Below are 16,419 nucleotides of genomic sequence, written 5' to 3' on the forward strand. Positions count from 1 at the left end.
TGCTGCTGCGCCGGCGCCGGCCGCTGCGCCGTCGGGTGAATACCGCGCCAGCCACGCATCGCCGTCGGTGCGCAAGTTCGCGCGCGAACTCGGCGTCGAAGTCGCACGCGTGCAGGGTTCCGGTCCGAAGGGCCGCATTACGAAGGAAGACGTCACGGGCTTCGTGAAGGGCGTGATGACTGGCCAGCGCGCAGCACCGGGCGCGGCAGCCGCGCCGGCAGGCGGCGGCGAGCTGAACCTGCTGCCGTGGCCGAAGGTCGACTTCTCGAAGTTCGGCCCGTTCGAGGCGAAGCCGCTGTCGCGCATCAAGAAGATCTCGGGCGCGAACCTGCATCGCAACTGGGTGATGATCCCGCACGTCACGAACAACGACGAAGCGGACATCACCGAGCTCGAAGCACTGCGCGTGCAGTTGAACAAGGAACACGAGAAGGCGGGCGTGAAGTTCACGATGCTCGCGTTCGTGATCAAGGCGGTCGTCGCTGCGCTGAAGAAGTTCCCGACCTTCAACGCGAGCCTCGATGGCGACAACCTGGTGTTCAAGCAGTACTACCACGTCGGTTTTGCCGCGGACACGCCGAACGGTCTCGTCGTGCCGGTGATCCGCGATGCGGACAAGAAGGGGCTCGTCGATATCGCGAAGGAAATGGCCGAGCTGTCGAAGGCCGCACGCGACGGCAAGCTGAAGCCGGACCAGATGCAGGGTGGTTGCTTCTCGATCTCGTCGCTCGGCGGGATCGGCGGCACGAACTTCACGCCGATCATCAACGCGCCGGAAGTGGCGATCCTCGGATTGTCGCGCGGCCAGATGAAGCCGGTGTGGGACGGCAAGCAGTTCGTGCCGCGCCTGACGCTGCCGCTGTCGCTGTCGTATGACCATCGCGTGATCGATGGCGCGGAAGCCGCGCGGTTCAATGCGTATCTCGGCGCGTTGCTCGCGGATTTCCGTCGCATCATTCTTTGATGAGCGGGGAGAGTGCTCGCGGGGGCGTGGGTTTTTTGTTTGTTATCCGCGCCCTGTCGTTGAACCTGTTTCGCTAACGGTCTATTAGCGTCGCCCCTGCGCGGGGCGGCGGTCACTTTTCTTTGTCTTCCAAAGAAAAGTGACCAAAAGAAAGGCGCGTCCTTGGGCGGACGGCAAAGGTGGTCCTGCCCAGGTTCGCGCTTTCTTGTCAGGCCGTCGTCTTGGGTTCTTTTGCGGGTTTCTCCCTCTCTGTCTGCAGCTAATCAAGAAGGGGACAGTAATGAGTCTCATCGAAGTCAAGGTTCCGGATATCGGCGATTTCAGCGGCGTCGATGTCATCGAAGTCAACGTCAAACCCGGCGACGTGATCGAAAAAGAGCAAACGCTCATCACGCTCGAATCCGATAAGGCCTCCATGGAAGTGCCCAGCGACGTCGCCGGCACCGTCAAGGAAATCAAGGTCAAGGCCGGCGAGAAAGTCTCGCAAGGCACCGTCATCGCCATCGTCGAAGCATCGGCTGGCGCCGCCGCTCCCGCGAAAGCACCGGAACCGGCCAAGCCCGCAGCGGCTGCACCCGCACCGGCCGCAGCCGCTCCGGCACCCGCACCGCAAGCCGGCAGCTACGCAGGCGCCGTCGACGTCGAATGCGACATGCTCGTGCTCGGCGCCGGCCCCGGCGGCTACTCGGCCGCGTTCCGCGCCGCCGACCTCGGCATGAAGACGGTACTCGTCGAACGCTACTCGACGCTCGGCGGCGTGTGCCTGAACGTCGGCTGCATCCCGTCGAAAGCGCTGCTGCATACGTCGCTCGTCGTCGAAGAAGCCGCGGCGCTCGCGTCGCACGGCATCACGTTCGGCAAGCCGGAAGTCGATCTCGACAAGCTGCGCGACTTCAAGGGCGGCGTCGTCAAGAAGCTGACGACGGGCCTCGCCGGCATGGCGAAGGCACGCAAGGTCGAAGTGGTCACGGGCGTCGGCGCATTCGTCGATCCGTATCACATGGAAGTGCAGGGCGAAAACGGCAAGAAGGTCGTGAAGTTCAAGCAGGCGATCATCGCCGCGGGCTCGCAGGCCGTGAAGCTGCCGTTCATGCCGGAAGACCCGCGCGTCGTCGATTCGACCGGCGCACTCGAACTGCGCCAGCTGCCGAAACGCATGCTCGTGATCGGCGGCGGCATCATCGGCCTCGAAATGGCGACGGTGTACTCGACGCTCGGCGCCGAGATCGACGTCGTCGAAATGATGGACGGCCTGATGATGGGCGCGGACCGCGATCTCGTGAAAGTCTGGGAAAAGTACAACGCGAAGCGCTTCGGCAACGTGATGCTGAAGACCAAGACGGTCGGCGCGGAAGCGAAGGAAGACGGCATCTACGTGAAGTTCGAGGGCGAGAAGGCGCCGGCGGAAGCGCAGCGCTACGACCTCGTGCTCGTCGCAGTGGGCCGCAGCCCGAACGGCAAGAAGATCGGCGCCGACAAGGCGGGCGTCGCGGTCACGGATCGCGGCTTCATCGACGTCGACAAGCAGATGCGCACGAATGTCCCGCACATCTTCGCGATCGGCGATATCGTCGGCCAGCCGATGCTCGCGCACAAGGCCGTGCATGAAGGCCACGTCGCAGCGGAAGCCGCGCACGGAGAGAAGGCATACTTCGACGCCCTGCAGATCCCGTCGGTGGCGTACACCGATCCGGAAGTGGCGTGGGCCGGCAAGACGGAAGACCAGTGCAAGGCCGAAGGCATCAAGTACGGCAAGGCCGTGTTCCCGTGGGCCGCATCGGGCCGCGCGATCGCGAACGGCCGCGACGAAGGCTTCACGAAGCTGATCTTCGACGAGGAAACCCACCGGGTGATCGGCGGTGCGATCGTCGGCCTGAACGCGGGCGACCTGATCAGCGAAGTGTGCCTCGCCGTCGAGATGGGCGCGGACGCGGAAGACATCGGCAAGACGATCCATCCGCACCCGACGCTCGGCGAATCGGTCGGCATGGCCGCCGAGCTGTACGAAGGCGTCTGTACGGACCTGCCGCCGCAACGCAAGAAGTAACGCGGCCGGCTCGGCCGGCACTCTGCCGGCCACGAAAAAACGCCGCCTCCCGGGCAATCCGGGCGGCGGCGTTTTCTTTTGCTTGGGGCCGATGCTCAACGACCGCTCGAGAGCGGCCGGCAACTTGCCGGTTCCAGCGTGTTCCGGCACCACAAACGAAAAAGCCGCGCTGGGCGCGGCTCTTTCAGGAGCAGGGGACGCTTACGCGGCCGGCTTGCTCGTACGACGTGCAGCAGCGGCGGTAGCAGCCTTCGTTGCGACGGCAGCAGCAGCGTTGAAGTTCGTTTCAGCGATTTCGACGGCTTGCTTCGTTGCCTTCTGAACCGTTTCGTACGTGGTGTTCGCAGCGTTCAGTGCCGACTTCAGCGCAGCGACAGCCGTTTCCGAACCAGCCGGGGCGTTCTTCGCGACGTTGTCGACGAGTGCCTGGACCTTCTTGTTCTGCTCTTCGAATTGCGCTTCGGCAACCTTCGCGAACTCGGCTTGCGTCGACGATGCGATTTCATACAGGTGACGGCCGTACGACAGCACCTTTTCCGCGACCGGCTGCGACAGGCTGGCTTGCAGCGCGATCAGTTCCTGTGCGTCCTTCACCGACAGCAGGCGCTGTGCGTTTTCCTGGCCTTCGGCCAGCGTCGACTTCACGACCTGCAGGTTGAGTTCGATCAGCTTTTCGACGCCTTCGAACGCCTTGGTCGTCAGACCGAACAGGCTTTCGAGGTTGGCTTTCTGGGCGGCGGCGATTTGCTCGGGGGTCAGCAAGGACATGTCAAGCTCCTGAAAAGCGATCGCGTCGATCGCAGAGTAAAGGGCACTACGCTGGGGAACCTCGGATGCGCGTGCTTTGTGCAACGCAGCAATGAGGCTTATTTTAGGGCAGAGAAAACCAATGTCAAGTATTTTTTGTGCGTTGCACAATCGTGACAAATTATCGATAAAACAACGAGTTATCGTGCCCGTCCGGAATCGGTTTCATGCGCGATCCCAGATGGTGCGCACGGCGGCGGGGCAGGCGCGGCGCACCATGATCATGCACAGGTAAACCTGACAGGCCTGTGGAACGTTATCCTTCTGTTCCTGTCGAAAAACGCGCCGTTTCGATGCGCGTACCGTGGCGACCTGCCGCCGCCACGGCCGAGACTGGCGCCCCTGGCACCCCGAGCGCCGGATACGTAGTTTCCCCGCTTTAAATCGCCTCCGAAGTGACGTTATCTCAATTAACCGTGTGTAATCGGGAGACGGGTACTGTCGGGCAGCGCATCCCATTGGTTTTTTCGATGGGGGCGGGAGGGTTCATTGGCCAGAGGTTGGCCGACCCTTACATTCCGGTTTAACGACGATCGGTAAGTGCCTAATATTGCTCTTTTTTTCAGCTTTAACTACACTTGCGGAAACCTCCCGCCCGCTTTGTCCAGACCCCAATGAAAGCCGAATCGTTTTCACCGCGCAGATTGTTGCAGAGCATGACGCTCGGCACGGCTGTGTCGATCGCAGTCGCCTTGCTGGCGACCACCGCGACCGTCGCGCCCGCTGACGCCTTTGCCGCCACTGCGAAGACCCAACAAGCCGCCAAGAAAAAGGCTGTCGCTCCTGCTTCGTCCGCGAAGAAGAAGTCGGCCAAGGCCAGCTCCGACAAATCCGCGAAGGTCGCGGCCGCCGACGCGCCGCGCGCGAAGGCGTCGCGCAAGCGCGTGACGCTCGCGTCGAACGTGCATGGCGGCCATCACGGCGCAGTGCGCAAGGTCGCGTTCCAGCCGCGCCGGCCGACCGTCGGCCAGGCGTTCGGCCTGCACGACACGCCCGACGCGCTCGCGCTGCGTTCGAGCGTCGCGTACGTCGTCGACCAGAATTCGGGCGAGCCGCTGTTCGACAAGAATTCGCACGCCGTCGTGCCGATCGCATCGATCTCGAAGCTGATGACGGCGATGGTCGTGCTCGACTCGAAGACGCCGATGACCGACCAGATCGAAGTCACCGACGAAGACCGCGACTACGAGAAGGGCACGGGCTCGCGCCTGTCGGTCGGCTCGGTGCTGTCGCGCGAAGACATGCTGCACATCGCGCTGATGGCGTCGGAAAACCGCGCGGCCGCTGCGCTGTCGCGCTACTACCCGGGCGGCCGTCCGGCGTTCATCGCCGCGATGAACGCGAAGGCGAAGTCGCTCGGCATGACCGATACGCACTTCGAGAATTCGACGGGTCTGTCGAGCTCGAACGTGTCGAGCGCGCGCGACCTCGTGAAGATGGTCAACGCGGCGTACCAGTACCCGATGATTCGTCAGTTCTCGACCGATCGCACCTACGAGGTGTACACGGGCAAGCGCAACCTGGTCTACAACAGCACGAACGCGCTGATCCGCGGCAACGGCTCGTGGGACATCGGTCTGCAGAAGACGGGCTTCATCAACGAAGCCGGCGAATGCCTCGTGATGCAGGCGACGATCCACGGCAAGCCGATGGTGATGGTGCTGCTCGATTCGTTCGGCAAGTATTCGCGCTTCGCGGATGCGGCGCGCCTGCGCAACTGGCTCGATGCCGGCGGCGGCGAGCGCCTGACGGCGGCCAACACGCCGAACGGCGGGACCTGATCGCACGAAGGCGTGGCGGCTCGCCGCCGCGTCGATGGCTGAAAAAAAGCCCCGCAATCGCGGGGCTTTTTCATTGGATGTGCGGGAGCGGCTTACGCCTGCCGCTGCAGCCCGTCCGTATCCTTCGTGGGCGCCGGCCGGTAGCCGAGCGATTCCGAAATGGTGAGGGCCGTGCGGCTCAACTGGCCGAGCCACGCATCCTGCAGACGATCGGCCGGCGCCGACAGCGACAGGCCCGCGACGAGCTTGCCCGAATCGTCGTAGATGCCGGCTGCGATACAGCGCACGCCGAGCTCCAGTTCCTCGTTGTCGCGTGCGCACGATTGCTGGCGGACGATCGTCAACTCGCGCTCGAGCTTCGCGATGTCGGTGATGCTGTTCTGCGTATGGCCGGACAGCCCCGTGCGCGTCGCATAGGCGCGCACGCGCGACGTCTCGTCGGCCGCGAGGAACAGCTTGCCGACCGACGTGAGGTGCAGCGGCGCGCGGCCACCGATCGCACGGACGACCTGCATCCCCGAGCGTTCCGAATACGCGCGCTCGATGTAGACGATTTCGTCGCCCTGGCGCACCGACAGGTTCACGGTCTGCCCGGTGAGGCGGTGCAGCTCGCGCATCGGCATCAGCGCCGCGTCGCGTACCGACAGGCGCGCCTTCACGAGGTTGCCGAGCTCCAGCAATCGCATGCCGAGGCGGTACGTGCCGGGATCGGAGCGGTCGACGAGACGGCAGGTCACCATGTCGTTGAGGATGCGGTGCGCGGTCGACGGGTGCAGCTCCGTCCGCTGCGCAAGCTCCTTCAGGCTGACAGGGTCACTGTGCGCGGCGAGCGCGTCCAGCAACCGCATCATGCGTTCGATCACCTGGATCGACGTTTTTGAATCCGGGGTGGGTTGGCTCATGTCGGGGGAGAAATCGGTTGACGCGTCAAGCGGTGTTGGAACGATTGTATCTCGTATCGTGAAAAAAGCGAACGCCGTTCGAGGGAATCCTCGTTTCGCGCCGTGCGGGCTTGCGTGAGCGCCGGCGTTGGTCTTGCCGGCCAAACGGCGGATAATGAGAGCCGTTTTCTCGAAGGAGCACGTATGCGAGTCGGTTTGTTCGTGACCTGCCTGGTCGATCTGATGCGCCCCGAAATCGGTTTTTCGGCGCTCAAGCTGATTCGCGACGCGGGCTACGAGGTGATCGTGCCGCCCGCGCAGACTTGCTGCGGCCAGCCGGCCTACAACTCGGGCGACCGTGCGCTCGCACGTGATCTCGCGGAAAAGACGCTGCGCGAGTTCGAGCAGTTCGATTACGTCGTCGCGCCGTCGGGTTCGTGCGGCGGGATGATCCGCGCGCACTACGGCGACCTGTTCCGCGACGACCCCGAGCTGATGGGGCGCTACACGCGGTTCCAGCAGAAGGTCTACGAACTGACCGATTTCCTGGCGAACGTCGCGAAGGTGTCGCTCGCGCCGGGCGAATTCACGGGGCCCGTCACTTATCACGATTCGTGCTCGGGCCTGCGCGAGCTCGGCGTGAAAGCGCAGCCGCGCGCGCTGCTCGCGCAGCGCGGCATCGCGGTCACCGAGATGAAGGATTGCGAGCATTGCTGCGGCTTTGGCGGCACGTTCGCGATCAAGTACGGCGACATTTCGGCAGCCATCGCGGACGAGAAATGCGCGAACGTGCGCGCGTCCGGTACGGGTGCCGTCGTGCTCGGCGATCTCGGCTGCATGCTGAACATCGAAGGGCGGTTGCGCCGCACCGGCGACCGCGACACGCGCGTGCTGCACGTCGCGCAGGTGCTGGCGGGCGACGTCTGACGCCCGGTTCCGCTCACTTTTCCCCGATACCGCGATGCAAGTCCAATCGATGCATTTCAAGGCGCGCGCCGGCCAGAAGCTGGCTGACCAGCGCCTGCAGCAGAACCTGAAGAAGCTGTCGACGAAATTCGTGTCCGCGCGCGCCGACGCGATGACCGCGATCGACTTCCCGGCCACGCGCGCCGCCCTGAAGGCCCGCCGCAACCGCGCGCTGGAGAACCTCGACGTGTGGCTCGAGGCGTTCGAGCGCGAGGCGACGCGGCGCGGCACGACGGTGCTGTTCGCCGAAACGACCGCGGATGCCGCACGGCTCGTGGCCGACATTGCGCGCCGTCACGACGTGAAGAAGGTCATCAAGACCAAGTCGATGGTGTCGGAGGAAATGCGCCTGAACGCGGTGCTCGCGGAGATGGGCGTGCAGTCGATCGAGACGGATCTCGGCGAATACATCCTGCAGATCAACGACAACGAGCCGCCGAGCCACATCATTGCGCCCGTCGTGCACAAGGACAAGGACGAGATCGCCGACCTGTTCGCGCGCACCCACCATCGCGAGCGGCTCACCGAGATTCCGGACATGACGCGCGAGGCGCGCGAAGTGCTGCGCCCGCATTTCATGTCGGCCGACATGGGCGTGACGGGCGGCAACTTCGTGATCGCCGAGACCGGATCGGTTGCGATCGTGACGAACGAAGGGAACGAGGGGATGTGCACCGTGATGCCGCGCGTGCATGTGGCGGTGACGGGCATCGAGAAGGTGCTGCCGACGCTCGAGGACCTCGCGACCGCGATGCGCCTGCTGCCGCGCTCCGCAACGGGGCAGAAGACGTCGAACTACTTCTCGCTGCTGACCGGGCCGCGCGGGCCCGGCGACGAAGATGGCCCCGAGCACAACTACGTGGTGCTCGTCGACGGCGGCCGCACCGGGCTGATCGGCGGCGAATTCCAGGAGATGCTGCGCTGCATCCGCTGCGGCGCATGCATGAACCATTGTCCGGTGTACCAGAAGGTCGGCGGCCACGCGTACGGCTGGGTCTACCCGGGGCCGATGGGGTCCGTGCTGACGCCGAGCTACGTCGGGCTCGACCGCTCACTCGACCTGCCGCAGGCCGCAACCCTATGCGGGGAGTGCGACAGCGTGTGCCCGGCCGGGATTCCGCTGTCGCACCTGCTGCGCACGCTGCGCGAGAAGCAGGTCGAGCGGCATCTGCGACCGTGGCGCGAGCGGGCGGCGCTCGCCGCCTGGGGCTTCTTTGCGCGCCGGCCGATGCTGTATGCGCTGACGACCAAGCTCGCGGTGCGCATCCTCGAGCGGCTGGGCGGTAACGGCGGCACGCTCCGGCGCCTGCCGATGATGGGCGGCTGGATGGATACGCGCGACATGCCGACACCGACCGGGCGCACGTTCCGCGAACTGTACGCGGCGTCGCAGAGCCACCTCGGCTGACGACTGTTCATCCGGTGACAACAGTGCGTTCGCTATTTGTATATTTATCTCGATAGGTGCGGTCTATAGAATCCTGTCTGTAGTCCCCGGAATTGGGTTTCGGGGTACGAGGTCAAGGAGGTCCGCATCATGAAAAAGACAATATCGATGTACTGGCCGCTGGCAATCGTCGTTCCGCTGGCCGCGGCTGCCTATCTGCATGCGATGGCCGAGGCGCCGTCGCGTGGTCCGCTCGCGGTTCACCAGGCTTCCGCCGAGCTGGCGCGTGCGGTGTCGTTCGGGCTGGTCGGCGATTCGGCGAAGCCGCTGCCGGCGGCATCCGGCGACGTCGTGCTCGCTGCGCCGAAGGCGCTGTAAGGCATGGCGCCGTCGCTTTGCGCGGCGGCGCGATTTCGGTCGCCTTTGTATAATGGCGTGTTCTTCTCCCACGCGGTCCGCCGCGGCTTTCCGATAGTGCGATGACCCGCGTTTCGATCTGTTTCGTCTGTCTCGGCAACATCTGCCGTTCGCCCACCGCGGAAGGCGTGATGCGTCACCAGGTCGACGCGGCCGCGCTGGCGGATCGGATCGCGATCGATTCGGCCGGTACCGGCGACTGGCATGTCGGCGAGCCGCCCGATACGCGTGCGCAGGCTGCCGCGCGTGGCCGCGGCTACGACCTGTCGGCGCTGCGCGCACGGCAGGTGAGCGCGGCGGATTTCGAGCGCTTCGACCTGCTGCTCGCGATGGACGAGGCGAATCTTGCGGAGTTGCGCCGCCGCTGTCCGCCGCAGCATCACGACAAGGTGCGCCTGCTGATGGAATTCGCGCCGGATTCGACCGAAACCGAAGTGGCCGATCCCTATTTCGGCGGTGCGCAGGGCTTCGAGCAGGTGCTCGATCAGGTCGAGCGCGCGTGCGCGGGCCTGCTGGAGACGCTCCGGGCCCGCACGGAGCGCTGATCGCGCGGTATTCAGCGATCTGCGAATACCCTTTCAAAGACATGGATACTTGACTAAAAACGTCAAATATTTATACTTGACCAAAATCGTCAAGATTGCAGTCCCCTAGACACCATGAGACTCACCACCAAAGGCCGTTTCGCCGTCACGGCGATGATTGACTTGGCACTGCGCCAGGAGCAGGGCCCGGTGACGCTTGCAGGCATCAGCCAGCGCCAGCGGATTTCGCTCTCGTATCTCGAACAGCTGTTCGGCAAGCTGCGCAGGCATGAAATTGTCGAATCCGTGCGCGGCCCGGGCGGCGGCTACAACCTCGCGCGTCGCGCGCAGGATGTCACCGTCGCCGACATCATCATCGCGGTCGATGAACCGCTCGACGCCACGCAGTGCGGCGGCAAAGGCACGTGCGACGGCTCGAAGCAGCCCGACGGCCATTGCATGACGCACGAGCTGTGGTCGACGCTGAACCAGAAGATGGTCGAATACCTCGATTCGGTGTCGCTGCAGGATCTCGTCGATCAGCAGCGCGCTCGCGAGGGCGCACCTGCGGTGCTGCGCGACCGGCGCACGCCGGAGCCCGTTGCGGCGCCGGCCGAGCCGGTTCGCACGATGCCGCTCGGCCCCAATTCGGTGTTCAACATCGCGAGTTCGTGAGCGCGAAGGCGCCACCATACCCCATAACGCACATAGTCCCTGCACAGAATTCCCGGAGCGACAGATGACCCAAGACACTCTCCACCTGCCCATCTATATGGATTACAGCGCGACGACGCCGGTCGACCCGCGCGTGGTCGACAAGATGGTGCCGTACCTGCGCGAGCAGTTCGGCAACCCGGCGTCGCGCAGCCACGCGTATGGCTGGGACGCGGAGCGTGCGGTCGAGGAAGCGCGCGAGAACGTGGCCGCGCTCGTGAACGCGGATCCGCGCGAGATCATCTGGACGTCCGGCGCAACGGAATCGGACAACCTCGCAATCAAGGGTGCCGCGAACTTCTACAAGGGCAAGGGCAAGCACATCATCACGGTGAAGACCGAGCACAAGGCCGTGCTCGATACCTGCCGCGAGCTCGAGCGTGACGGTTTCGAAGTCACCTACCTCGACGTGAAGGATGACGGCCTGATCGACCTCGACGTGTTCAAGGCCGCGCTGCGCCCGGACACGATCCTCGTGTCGGTGATGCACGTGAACAACGAGATCGGCGTGATCCAGGACATCGAGACGATCGGTGAGATCTGCCGCGAGAAGGGCATCGTGTTCCACGTCGACGCCGCGCAATCGACCGGCAAGGTCGAGATCGACCTCGCGAAGCTGAAGGTCGACCTGATGTCGTTCTCGGCGCACAAGACCTACGGCCCGAAAGGCATCGGCGCGCTGTACGTGCGTCGCAAGCCGCGTGTGCGCATCGAAGCGCAGATGCACGGCGGCGGCCACGAGCGCGGCATGCGTTCGGGCACGCTGGCGACGCACCAGATCGTCGGCATGGGCGAAGCGTTCCGCATCGCACGCGAAGAAATGGCGACGGAAAACGAGCGCGTCCGCATGCTGCGCGACAAGCTGCTGCGCGGCCTGTCGCAAATCGAGGAAACGTACGTGAACGGTGACATGGAACGTCGTGTCCCGCACAACCTCAACATCAGTTTCAACTTCGTCGAAGGCGAGTCGCTGATCATGGCGATCAAGGACGTCGCGGTGTCGTCGGGCTCCGCATGCACGTCGGCGTCGCTGGAGCCGTCGTACGTGCTGCGTGCGCTCGGCCGCAACGACGAACTGGCACACAGCTCGATCCGCTTCACGGTCGGCCGCTTCACGACGGAGCAGGAAGTCGACTTCGTGATCAACCTGCTGAACAGCAAGATCGCGAAGCTGCGCGAACTCTCGCCGCTCTGGGAAATGCACCAGGAAGGCATCGATCTGTCGACGATCGAATGGGCCGCACACTGAGCGCCGGATTGAAGAACATACCCGCGGGCGGATTCGCGCACGCAGACGTAACGAGTCAAGGAGTCTGAGTCATGTCTTACAGCAACAAGGTTCTGGATCACTACGAAAACCCGCGCAACGTCGGTTCGTTCGCGAAGGACGACGACACGGTCGGCACGGGCATGGTCGGCGCGCCGGCCTGCGGCGACGTGATGAAGCTGCAGATCCGCGTCGGCGCGGACGGCGTGATCGAAGACGCGAAGTTCAAGACCTACGGCTGCGGTTCGGCGATCGCGTCGAGCTCGCTCGTCACCGAATGGGTGAAGGGCAAGACGCTCGACGAAGCACTGTCGATCAAGAACACGCAGATCGCGGAAGAACTCGCGCTGCCGCCGGTGAAGATTCACTGCTCGATCCTCGCGGAAGACGCGATCAAGGCAGCCGTGGCCGACTACAAGAAGCGTCACGACACCACGGAAGGCGATCAGGCAGCAGCCTGAGCGGCATCGAGCGGCTTTCAGAAGGAACGCGGCGGGCCCCGGTGGCGCGCCGCGGCAAGGACATCATGGCAATTTCACTGACCGAAAAAGCAGCACAGCACGTCCAGAAATACCTCGTCCGTCGCGGCAAGGGTGTGGGCCTGCGGCTTGGCGTTCGCACGACCGGGTGCTCGGGGCTCGCGTACAAGCTCGAGTATGTCGACGAGCTGGCTCCCGAGGATCAGGTGTTCGAGAGCCATGGCGTGAAGGTCATCGTCGATCCGAAGAGCCTGGCCTACATCGACGGCACCGAACTCGACTTCGCACGCGAAGGCCTGAACGAAGGGTTCAAGTTCAACAACCCGAACGTGAAGGACGAGTGCGGCTGCGGCGAATCGTTCCGCGTGTGACCACGCGGATCTCCGCACGATGCGGGCAAGAGGCGGCACGGGCCGCCTTTTTAATGTGCGGCGTTTGCCGCGCGACGAACCGGAATTGAACGCGACGATGGTCTCGCTGAAAGACAGCCACTTCGACCTGTTTCACCTGCCGGCGCAATTCGCGCTCGACGAAACGGTGCTCGACGCCGCCTATCGAACGGTGCAGACGCAGGTGCATCCGGACCGCTTCGCGGCGGCCGGCGACGCGCAGAAGCGCATCGCGATGCAATGGGCCACCCGCGCGAACGAGGCGTATCGCACGCTGCGCGATCCGCTGAAGCGCGCGTCCTATCTGCTGTCGCTGCGCGGCGTCGACATCGGCGCGGAAAACAACACCGCGATGGAGCCTGCGTTCCTGATGCAGCAGATGGAGTGGCGCGAGGGCATCGAGGATGCCGCGGCCGCCCGCAACGTCGACGCGCTCGACGCGCTGCTCTCCGAGTTGCGCGAAGAGCGGCGCGTGCGTGTGGAGCGCCTCGGCACGCTGCTCGACAGCGGCGCCGATCAGGCGGCCGCCGAGGCCGTGCGCCAGCTGATGTTCATCGAACGGGTCGCGTCGGAAGTGGGCGCGCAGATCGAGCGCCTCGAAACTTAACCGCGTGCCTTGCGGCACGCGCAGCAAACGGGCCGAGCGCCCGAACGAACCAAGATGGCTTTACTGCAAATTTCCGAACCGGGCATGGCGCCGGCGCCGCATCAGCGGCGACTCGCCGTCGGGATCGATCTCGGCACGACGAACTCGCTCGTCGCGGCTGTGCGCAACAGCGTGCCCGAAGTCCTGCCGGACGAAGCAGGCCGCGTGCTGCTGCCGTCGGTGGTCCGCTATCTCGAGAAGGGCGGCCGACGCATCGGCCACGAGGCGAAAGAGCAGGCCGCGACCGATCCGCGCAACACGATCGTGTCGGTCAAGCGCCTCATGGGCCGCGGCAAGGCCGAGGTCGAAGGCGTGGCGAACGCGCCGTACGAATTCGTCGATGCGCCGGGCATGGTGCAGATCCGTACCATCGACGGCGTGAAGAGCCCGGTCGAAGTGTCGGCCGAGATTCTCGCGACGCTGCGCTATCGTGCGGAAGATTCGCTGGGCGACGACCTGGTCGGCGCGGTGATCACGGTGCCCGCGTATTTCGATGAGGCGCAACGCCAGGCGACCAAGGATGCCGCGCGTCTCGCGGGCCTCAATGTGCTGCGCCTGCTGAACGAACCGACCGCCGCGGCGATTGCCTACGGTCTCGACAACGGGGCCGAAGGCCTCTACGCGGTGTACGACCTCGGCGGCGGCACGTTCGACCTGTCGATCCTGAAGCTGACCAAGGGCGTGTTCGAAGTGCTGGCCGCGGGCGGCGATTCCGCGCTCGGCGGCGACGATTTCGACCATGCGCTGTTCGATCACGTGCTCGCGCAGGCCGGCATCGATGCGAAGACGCTTGCGCCCGAGGACGTGCGCCTGCTGCTCGATCGCGTGCGCGTGCTGAAGGAAGCGCTGTCGTCCGCGCCGCAGGCGTCGCTCGACGTCACGCTGTCCGGTGGCGCACACCTCGTGCAGACCATCTCTCACGATACGTTCGCGTCGCTCGTCGAGCCGCTCGTGCAGCGCACCCTTACGCCGACCCGAAAGGCGCTGCGCGACGCGCAGGTGACGTCGGCCGACATCAAGGGCGTCGTGCTCGTCGGCGGCGCGACGCGCATGCCGGTGATCCGCGACGCAGTCGCGAAATATTTCGGCCAGCCGCCGCTCGTGAACCTCGATCCGGACCAGGTCGTCGCGCTCGGCGCGGCGATCCAGGCCGACCTGCTCGCAGGCAATCGCGGCACCGGCGACGACTGGCTCCTGCTCGACGTGATTCCGCTGTCGCTCGGTGTCGAGACGATGGGCGGCCTCGTCGAGAAGATCATTCCGCGCAACTCGACGATTCCGATCGCACGCGCGCAGGAATTCACGACCTTCAAGGACGGCCAGACCGCGATGGCGATCCACGTCGTGCAAGGCGAGCGCGAGCTCGTCGCCGACTGCCGGTCGCTTGCGCGCTTCGAGCTGCGCGGCATCCCGCCGATGACGGCAGGCGCCGCACGCATTCGCGTGACCTACCAGGTCGACGCGGATGGCCTGCTGTCGGTGTTTGCCCGCGAGCAGTTGTCGGGCGTCGAGGCTTCGGTCGTCGTGAAGCCGTCGTACGGTCTTGCCGACGACGACATCGCGAAGATGCTCGAGGAAAGCTTCAAGACCGCCGAAATCGACATGCGCGCCCGCGCGCTGCGCGAAGCGCAGGTCGAGGCCGAGCGGATGCTCGAGGCGACACAGGCCGCGTTGGCGGCCGACAGCGAACTGCTCGACGCGGACGAGCGCACGCAAGTCGATGCGTTGGCCGCGGCGCTGCGCGCGGTCGCGCAAGGCGACGATACGAACGCAATCGAAGCGGCGACCAAGGCGCTGGCCGACGGCACCGACGAATTCGCGGCGCGCCGGATGGACAAGAGCATCAAGCGCGCGCTGTCGGGCCGCCGGCTCGACGAAATCTGAATACACGAACTGCGCATTGGCCGGCGACGGCCCGCGCGATAATGAACCGTGCGGCGCCTGGCGCCGCACCTTGACTGACGGAACGGACATGCCTCAACTGGTGGTGCTGCCTCACGTCGAACTGTGCCCGGATGGCGCAGTGATCGACGCGACGCCCGGCAAGAGTATCTGCGACAACCTGCTCGAACACGGGATCGAGATCGAGCATGCATGCGAGAAGTCGTGCGCGTGCACGACGTGCCACGTGGTGATCCGCGAAGGCTTCAACGATCTGACGCCGTCCGAGGAGGACGAGGACGATCTGCTGGACAAGGCGTGGGGCCTCGAGCCGACGTCACGCCTGTCGTGCCAGGCAATCGTGAAGGAAGATTCGGACCTGGTGGTCGAGATTCCGAAGTACTCGATCAACCACGCGAAGGAAAACCACTGACAGGAACCGGAGGCAGGCGATGAAATGGACCGATTCGCGTGAAATAGCCATTGCGCTGGCGGACAAGCACCCGGACATCGACCCGCAGCGGATCAACTTCGTCGACTTGCGCCAATGGGTGCTCGAGCTCGATGGCTTCAACGACGATCCGAAGCACTCCGGCGAGAAGATCCTCGAAGCGATCCAGGCCCACTGGATCGACGAATCGGACTTCGACGACGACGACTGAATACCGCGTGCGCCGCAACGGCGCAGCCGGCCGGTAATGAAAAAACGGCTCGTGAGCAAGCGCTCACGAGCCGTTTTCATTTTCAGGCCGGTTGCCCGCGTACGTTACGCGGGCAGGAGGTCACGCGATCACGCGCCGACCAGCGACCCGTTCTCGATCCGCACGCGCTGGCCCTGGCCGAACGGCGGCTGCTGGTTGTGGTACGTGAACGTGCGCGTCGCGCCGCTCTCCATCTGGACTTGCACCTGGTAGTCGGTTTCCGCGCGCACCTGCTTTTCGACCTGGTTGCCGGCCAGGCCGCCACCCAGTGCGCCGATGATCGTCATCGCGGTGCGGCCGTTGCCGTGGCCGAACTGGTTGCCCAGCAGGCCGCCTGCCGCGGCGCCTCCGACCGCACCGATGCCCGAGCTTTGGCCAGGCGTACGGATCGGCGTGACCGCGACGACCGTACCGCAACTCTGGCAGTAGGTCTGCGCGGGTGCGGACGGTTGCTGGGCATATTGCGGCTGCTGCGGTGCTGTGGTGTGACGGCGATGCGGTGCGGCCGGACGCGGCGCGGGCTTCGGCTCGGCCTGCGCGACCGCGGCGGCCTTCTGCTGCGCGGCTT

The 16,419-nt window shown here is 64.9% G+C and carries 18 protein-coding genes; 15 read left to right on the forward strand and 3 right to left on the reverse strand.

Annotated elements, in window-relative coordinates:
- Together G3N99_RS19510 and lpdA are read left to right on the forward strand one after the other, a co-directional pair.
- The coding region (locus tag G3N99_RS19510) for a dihydrolipoyllysine-residue acetyltransferase (protein ID WP_206123223.1) at positions 1 to 964 on the forward strand (964 nt) is incomplete at its 5' end.
- A 280-nt stretch (positions 965 to 1,244) separates the two neighbouring features.
- On the forward strand, positions 1,245 to 3,011 hold the full coding sequence (lpdA, locus tag G3N99_RS19515) for a dihydrolipoyl dehydrogenase (RefSeq protein ID WP_174941858.1): 1,767 nt from the start codon (positions 1,245 to 1,247) through the stop codon (positions 3,009 to 3,011).
- 201 nt (positions 3,012 to 3,212) lie between these two features.
- On the opposite strand, the gene G3N99_RS19520 is transcribed toward lpdA, so the two are convergent.
- Positions 3,213 to 3,779 carry a phasin family protein gene (locus G3N99_RS19520; protein WP_039364780.1) on the reverse strand — a complete coding sequence of 189 codons (567 nt, stop codon included), beginning with the start codon at positions 3,777 to 3,779 and terminating at the stop codon, positions 3,213 to 3,215.
- A 653-nt stretch (positions 3,780 to 4,432) separates the two neighbouring features.
- On the opposite strand from G3N99_RS19520, the gene pbpG reads away from it, so the two are divergent.
- Complete coding sequence (pbpG, locus tag G3N99_RS19525) at positions 4,433 to 5,599, forward strand: D-alanyl-D-alanine endopeptidase (protein ID WP_174943308.1); 1,167 nt, start codon at positions 4,433 to 4,435, stop codon at positions 5,597 to 5,599.
- Positions 5,600 to 5,691: 92 nt separating this feature from the next.
- On the opposite strand, the gene G3N99_RS19530 is transcribed toward pbpG, so the two are convergent.
- On the reverse strand, positions 5,692 to 6,501 hold the full coding sequence (locus tag G3N99_RS19530) for an IclR family transcriptional regulator (RefSeq protein WP_011352568.1): 810 nt from the start codon (positions 6,499 to 6,501) through the stop codon (positions 5,692 to 5,694).
- 183 nt (positions 6,502 to 6,684) lie between these two features.
- On the opposite strand from G3N99_RS19530, the gene G3N99_RS19535 reads away from it, so the two are divergent.
- The 12 genes from G3N99_RS19535 (at position 6,685) to iscX (ending at position 15,812) form a co-directional block, all read left to right on the forward strand.
- The gene (locus G3N99_RS19535) at positions 6,685 to 7,407 is read left to right on the forward strand and encodes a (Fe-S)-binding protein (protein WP_174941862.1); all 723 of its coding nucleotides are present in this window, start codon (positions 6,685 to 6,687) and stop codon (positions 7,405 to 7,407) included.
- 34 nt (positions 7,408 to 7,441) lie between these two features.
- Positions 7,442 to 8,854, forward strand: a complete 1,413-nt coding sequence (locus G3N99_RS19540) for a lactate utilization protein B (protein ID WP_011352566.1) — start codon at positions 7,442 to 7,444, stop codon at positions 8,852 to 8,854.
- Between the two features lie 129 nt (positions 8,855 to 8,983).
- A complete protein-coding gene (locus G3N99_RS19545; RefSeq protein ID WP_174941864.1) occupies positions 8,984 to 9,211 on the forward strand; it encodes a hypothetical protein in 228 nt (75 codons plus the stop codon).
- 101 nt (positions 9,212 to 9,312) lie between these two features.
- Complete coding sequence (locus G3N99_RS19550) at positions 9,313 to 9,795, forward strand: low molecular weight protein-tyrosine-phosphatase (RefSeq protein WP_174941866.1); 483 nt, start codon at positions 9,313 to 9,315, stop codon at positions 9,793 to 9,795.
- Positions 9,796 to 9,909: 114 nt separating this feature from the next.
- Complete coding sequence (gene iscR / locus G3N99_RS19555; protein WP_009691731.1) at positions 9,910 to 10,449, forward strand: Fe-S cluster assembly transcriptional regulator IscR; 540 nt, start codon at positions 9,910 to 9,912, stop codon at positions 10,447 to 10,449.
- Positions 10,450 to 10,513: 64 nt separating this feature from the next.
- Positions 10,514 to 11,737, forward strand: coding sequence for an IscS subfamily cysteine desulfurase (locus tag G3N99_RS19560; RefSeq protein ID WP_011352563.1), 1,224 nt, complete (start codon positions 10,514 to 10,516; stop codon positions 11,735 to 11,737).
- 71 nt (positions 11,738 to 11,808) lie between these two features.
- Complete coding sequence (gene iscU / locus G3N99_RS19565) at positions 11,809 to 12,216, forward strand: Fe-S cluster assembly scaffold IscU (protein ID WP_011352562.1); 408 nt, start codon at positions 11,809 to 11,811, stop codon at positions 12,214 to 12,216.
- Positions 12,217 to 12,281: 65 nt separating this feature from the next.
- The gene (gene iscA, locus G3N99_RS19570; RefSeq protein WP_011352561.1) at positions 12,282 to 12,605 is read left to right on the forward strand and encodes an iron-sulfur cluster assembly protein IscA; all 324 of its coding nucleotides are present in this window, start codon (positions 12,282 to 12,284) and stop codon (positions 12,603 to 12,605) included.
- A 97-nt stretch (positions 12,606 to 12,702) separates the two neighbouring features.
- On the forward strand, positions 12,703 to 13,230 hold the full coding sequence (gene hscB, locus G3N99_RS19575; RefSeq protein WP_206123227.1) for a Fe-S protein assembly co-chaperone HscB: 528 nt from the start codon (positions 12,703 to 12,705) through the stop codon (positions 13,228 to 13,230).
- A 54-nt stretch (positions 13,231 to 13,284) separates the two neighbouring features.
- Positions 13,285 to 15,153 (forward strand): Fe-S protein assembly chaperone HscA, encoded by a 1,869-nt coding sequence (hscA, locus tag G3N99_RS19580; RefSeq protein ID WP_206123224.1) that lies wholly within the window; start codon positions 13,285 to 13,287, stop codon positions 15,151 to 15,153.
- 88 nt (positions 15,154 to 15,241) lie between these two features.
- Complete coding sequence (gene fdx, locus G3N99_RS19585) at positions 15,242 to 15,583, forward strand: ISC system 2Fe-2S type ferredoxin (protein WP_011352558.1); 342 nt, start codon at positions 15,242 to 15,244, stop codon at positions 15,581 to 15,583.
- Between the two features lie 19 nt (positions 15,584 to 15,602).
- On the forward strand, positions 15,603 to 15,812 hold the full coding sequence (gene iscX / locus G3N99_RS19590) for a Fe-S cluster assembly protein IscX (protein WP_206123225.1): 210 nt from the start codon (positions 15,603 to 15,605) through the stop codon (positions 15,810 to 15,812).
- Between the two features lie 128 nt (positions 15,813 to 15,940).
- Here iscX and G3N99_RS19595 read toward each other — a convergent pair.
- A partial coding sequence (locus G3N99_RS19595) for a glycine zipper 2TM domain-containing protein (RefSeq protein ID WP_206123226.1) occupies positions 15,941 to 16,419 on the reverse strand: 479 nt, incomplete at its 5' end.

The organism is Burkholderia sp. Ac-20392 (assembly GCF_017104585.1).
Taxonomy (GTDB): domain Bacteria; phylum Pseudomonadota; class Gammaproteobacteria; order Burkholderiales; family Burkholderiaceae; genus Burkholderia; species Burkholderia lata.

Coding starts and splice junctions, on each gene's coding strand:
- lpdA (WP_174941858.1), top strand. CDS start 1,245: ATGAGTCTCATCGAAGTCAAGGTTCCGGATATCGGCGATTTCAGCGGC.
- G3N99_RS19520 (WP_039364780.1), bottom strand. CDS start 3,779: ATGTCCTTGCTGACCCCCGAGCAAATCGCCGCCGCCCAGAAAGCCAAC.
- pbpG (WP_174943308.1), top strand. CDS start 4,433: ATGAAAGCCGAATCGTTTTCACCGCGCAGATTGTTGCAGAGCATGACG.
- G3N99_RS19530 (WP_011352568.1), bottom strand. CDS start 6,501: ATGAGCCAACCCACCCCGGATTCAAAAACGTCGATCCAGGTGATCGAA.
- G3N99_RS19535 (WP_174941862.1), top strand. CDS start 6,685: ATGCGAGTCGGTTTGTTCGTGACCTGCCTGGTCGATCTGATGCGCCCC.
- G3N99_RS19540 (WP_011352566.1), top strand. CDS start 7,442: ATGCAAGTCCAATCGATGCATTTCAAGGCGCGCGCCGGCCAGAAGCTG.
- G3N99_RS19545 (WP_174941864.1), top strand. CDS start 8,984: ATGAAAAAGACAATATCGATGTACTGGCCGCTGGCAATCGTCGTTCCG.
- G3N99_RS19550 (WP_174941866.1), top strand. CDS start 9,313: ATGACCCGCGTTTCGATCTGTTTCGTCTGTCTCGGCAACATCTGCCGT.
- iscR (WP_009691731.1), top strand. CDS start 9,910: ATGAGACTCACCACCAAAGGCCGTTTCGCCGTCACGGCGATGATTGAC.
- G3N99_RS19560 (WP_011352563.1), top strand. CDS start 10,514: ATGACCCAAGACACTCTCCACCTGCCCATCTATATGGATTACAGCGCG.
- iscU (WP_011352562.1), top strand. CDS start 11,809: ATGTCTTACAGCAACAAGGTTCTGGATCACTACGAAAACCCGCGCAAC.
- iscA (WP_011352561.1), top strand. CDS start 12,282: ATGGCAATTTCACTGACCGAAAAAGCAGCACAGCACGTCCAGAAATAC.
- hscB (WP_206123227.1), top strand. CDS start 12,703: ATGGTCTCGCTGAAAGACAGCCACTTCGACCTGTTTCACCTGCCGGCG.
- hscA (WP_206123224.1), top strand. CDS start 13,285: ATGGCTTTACTGCAAATTTCCGAACCGGGCATGGCGCCGGCGCCGCAT.
- fdx (WP_011352558.1), top strand. CDS start 15,242: ATGCCTCAACTGGTGGTGCTGCCTCACGTCGAACTGTGCCCGGATGGC.
- iscX (WP_206123225.1), top strand. CDS start 15,603: ATGAAATGGACCGATTCGCGTGAAATAGCCATTGCGCTGGCGGACAAG.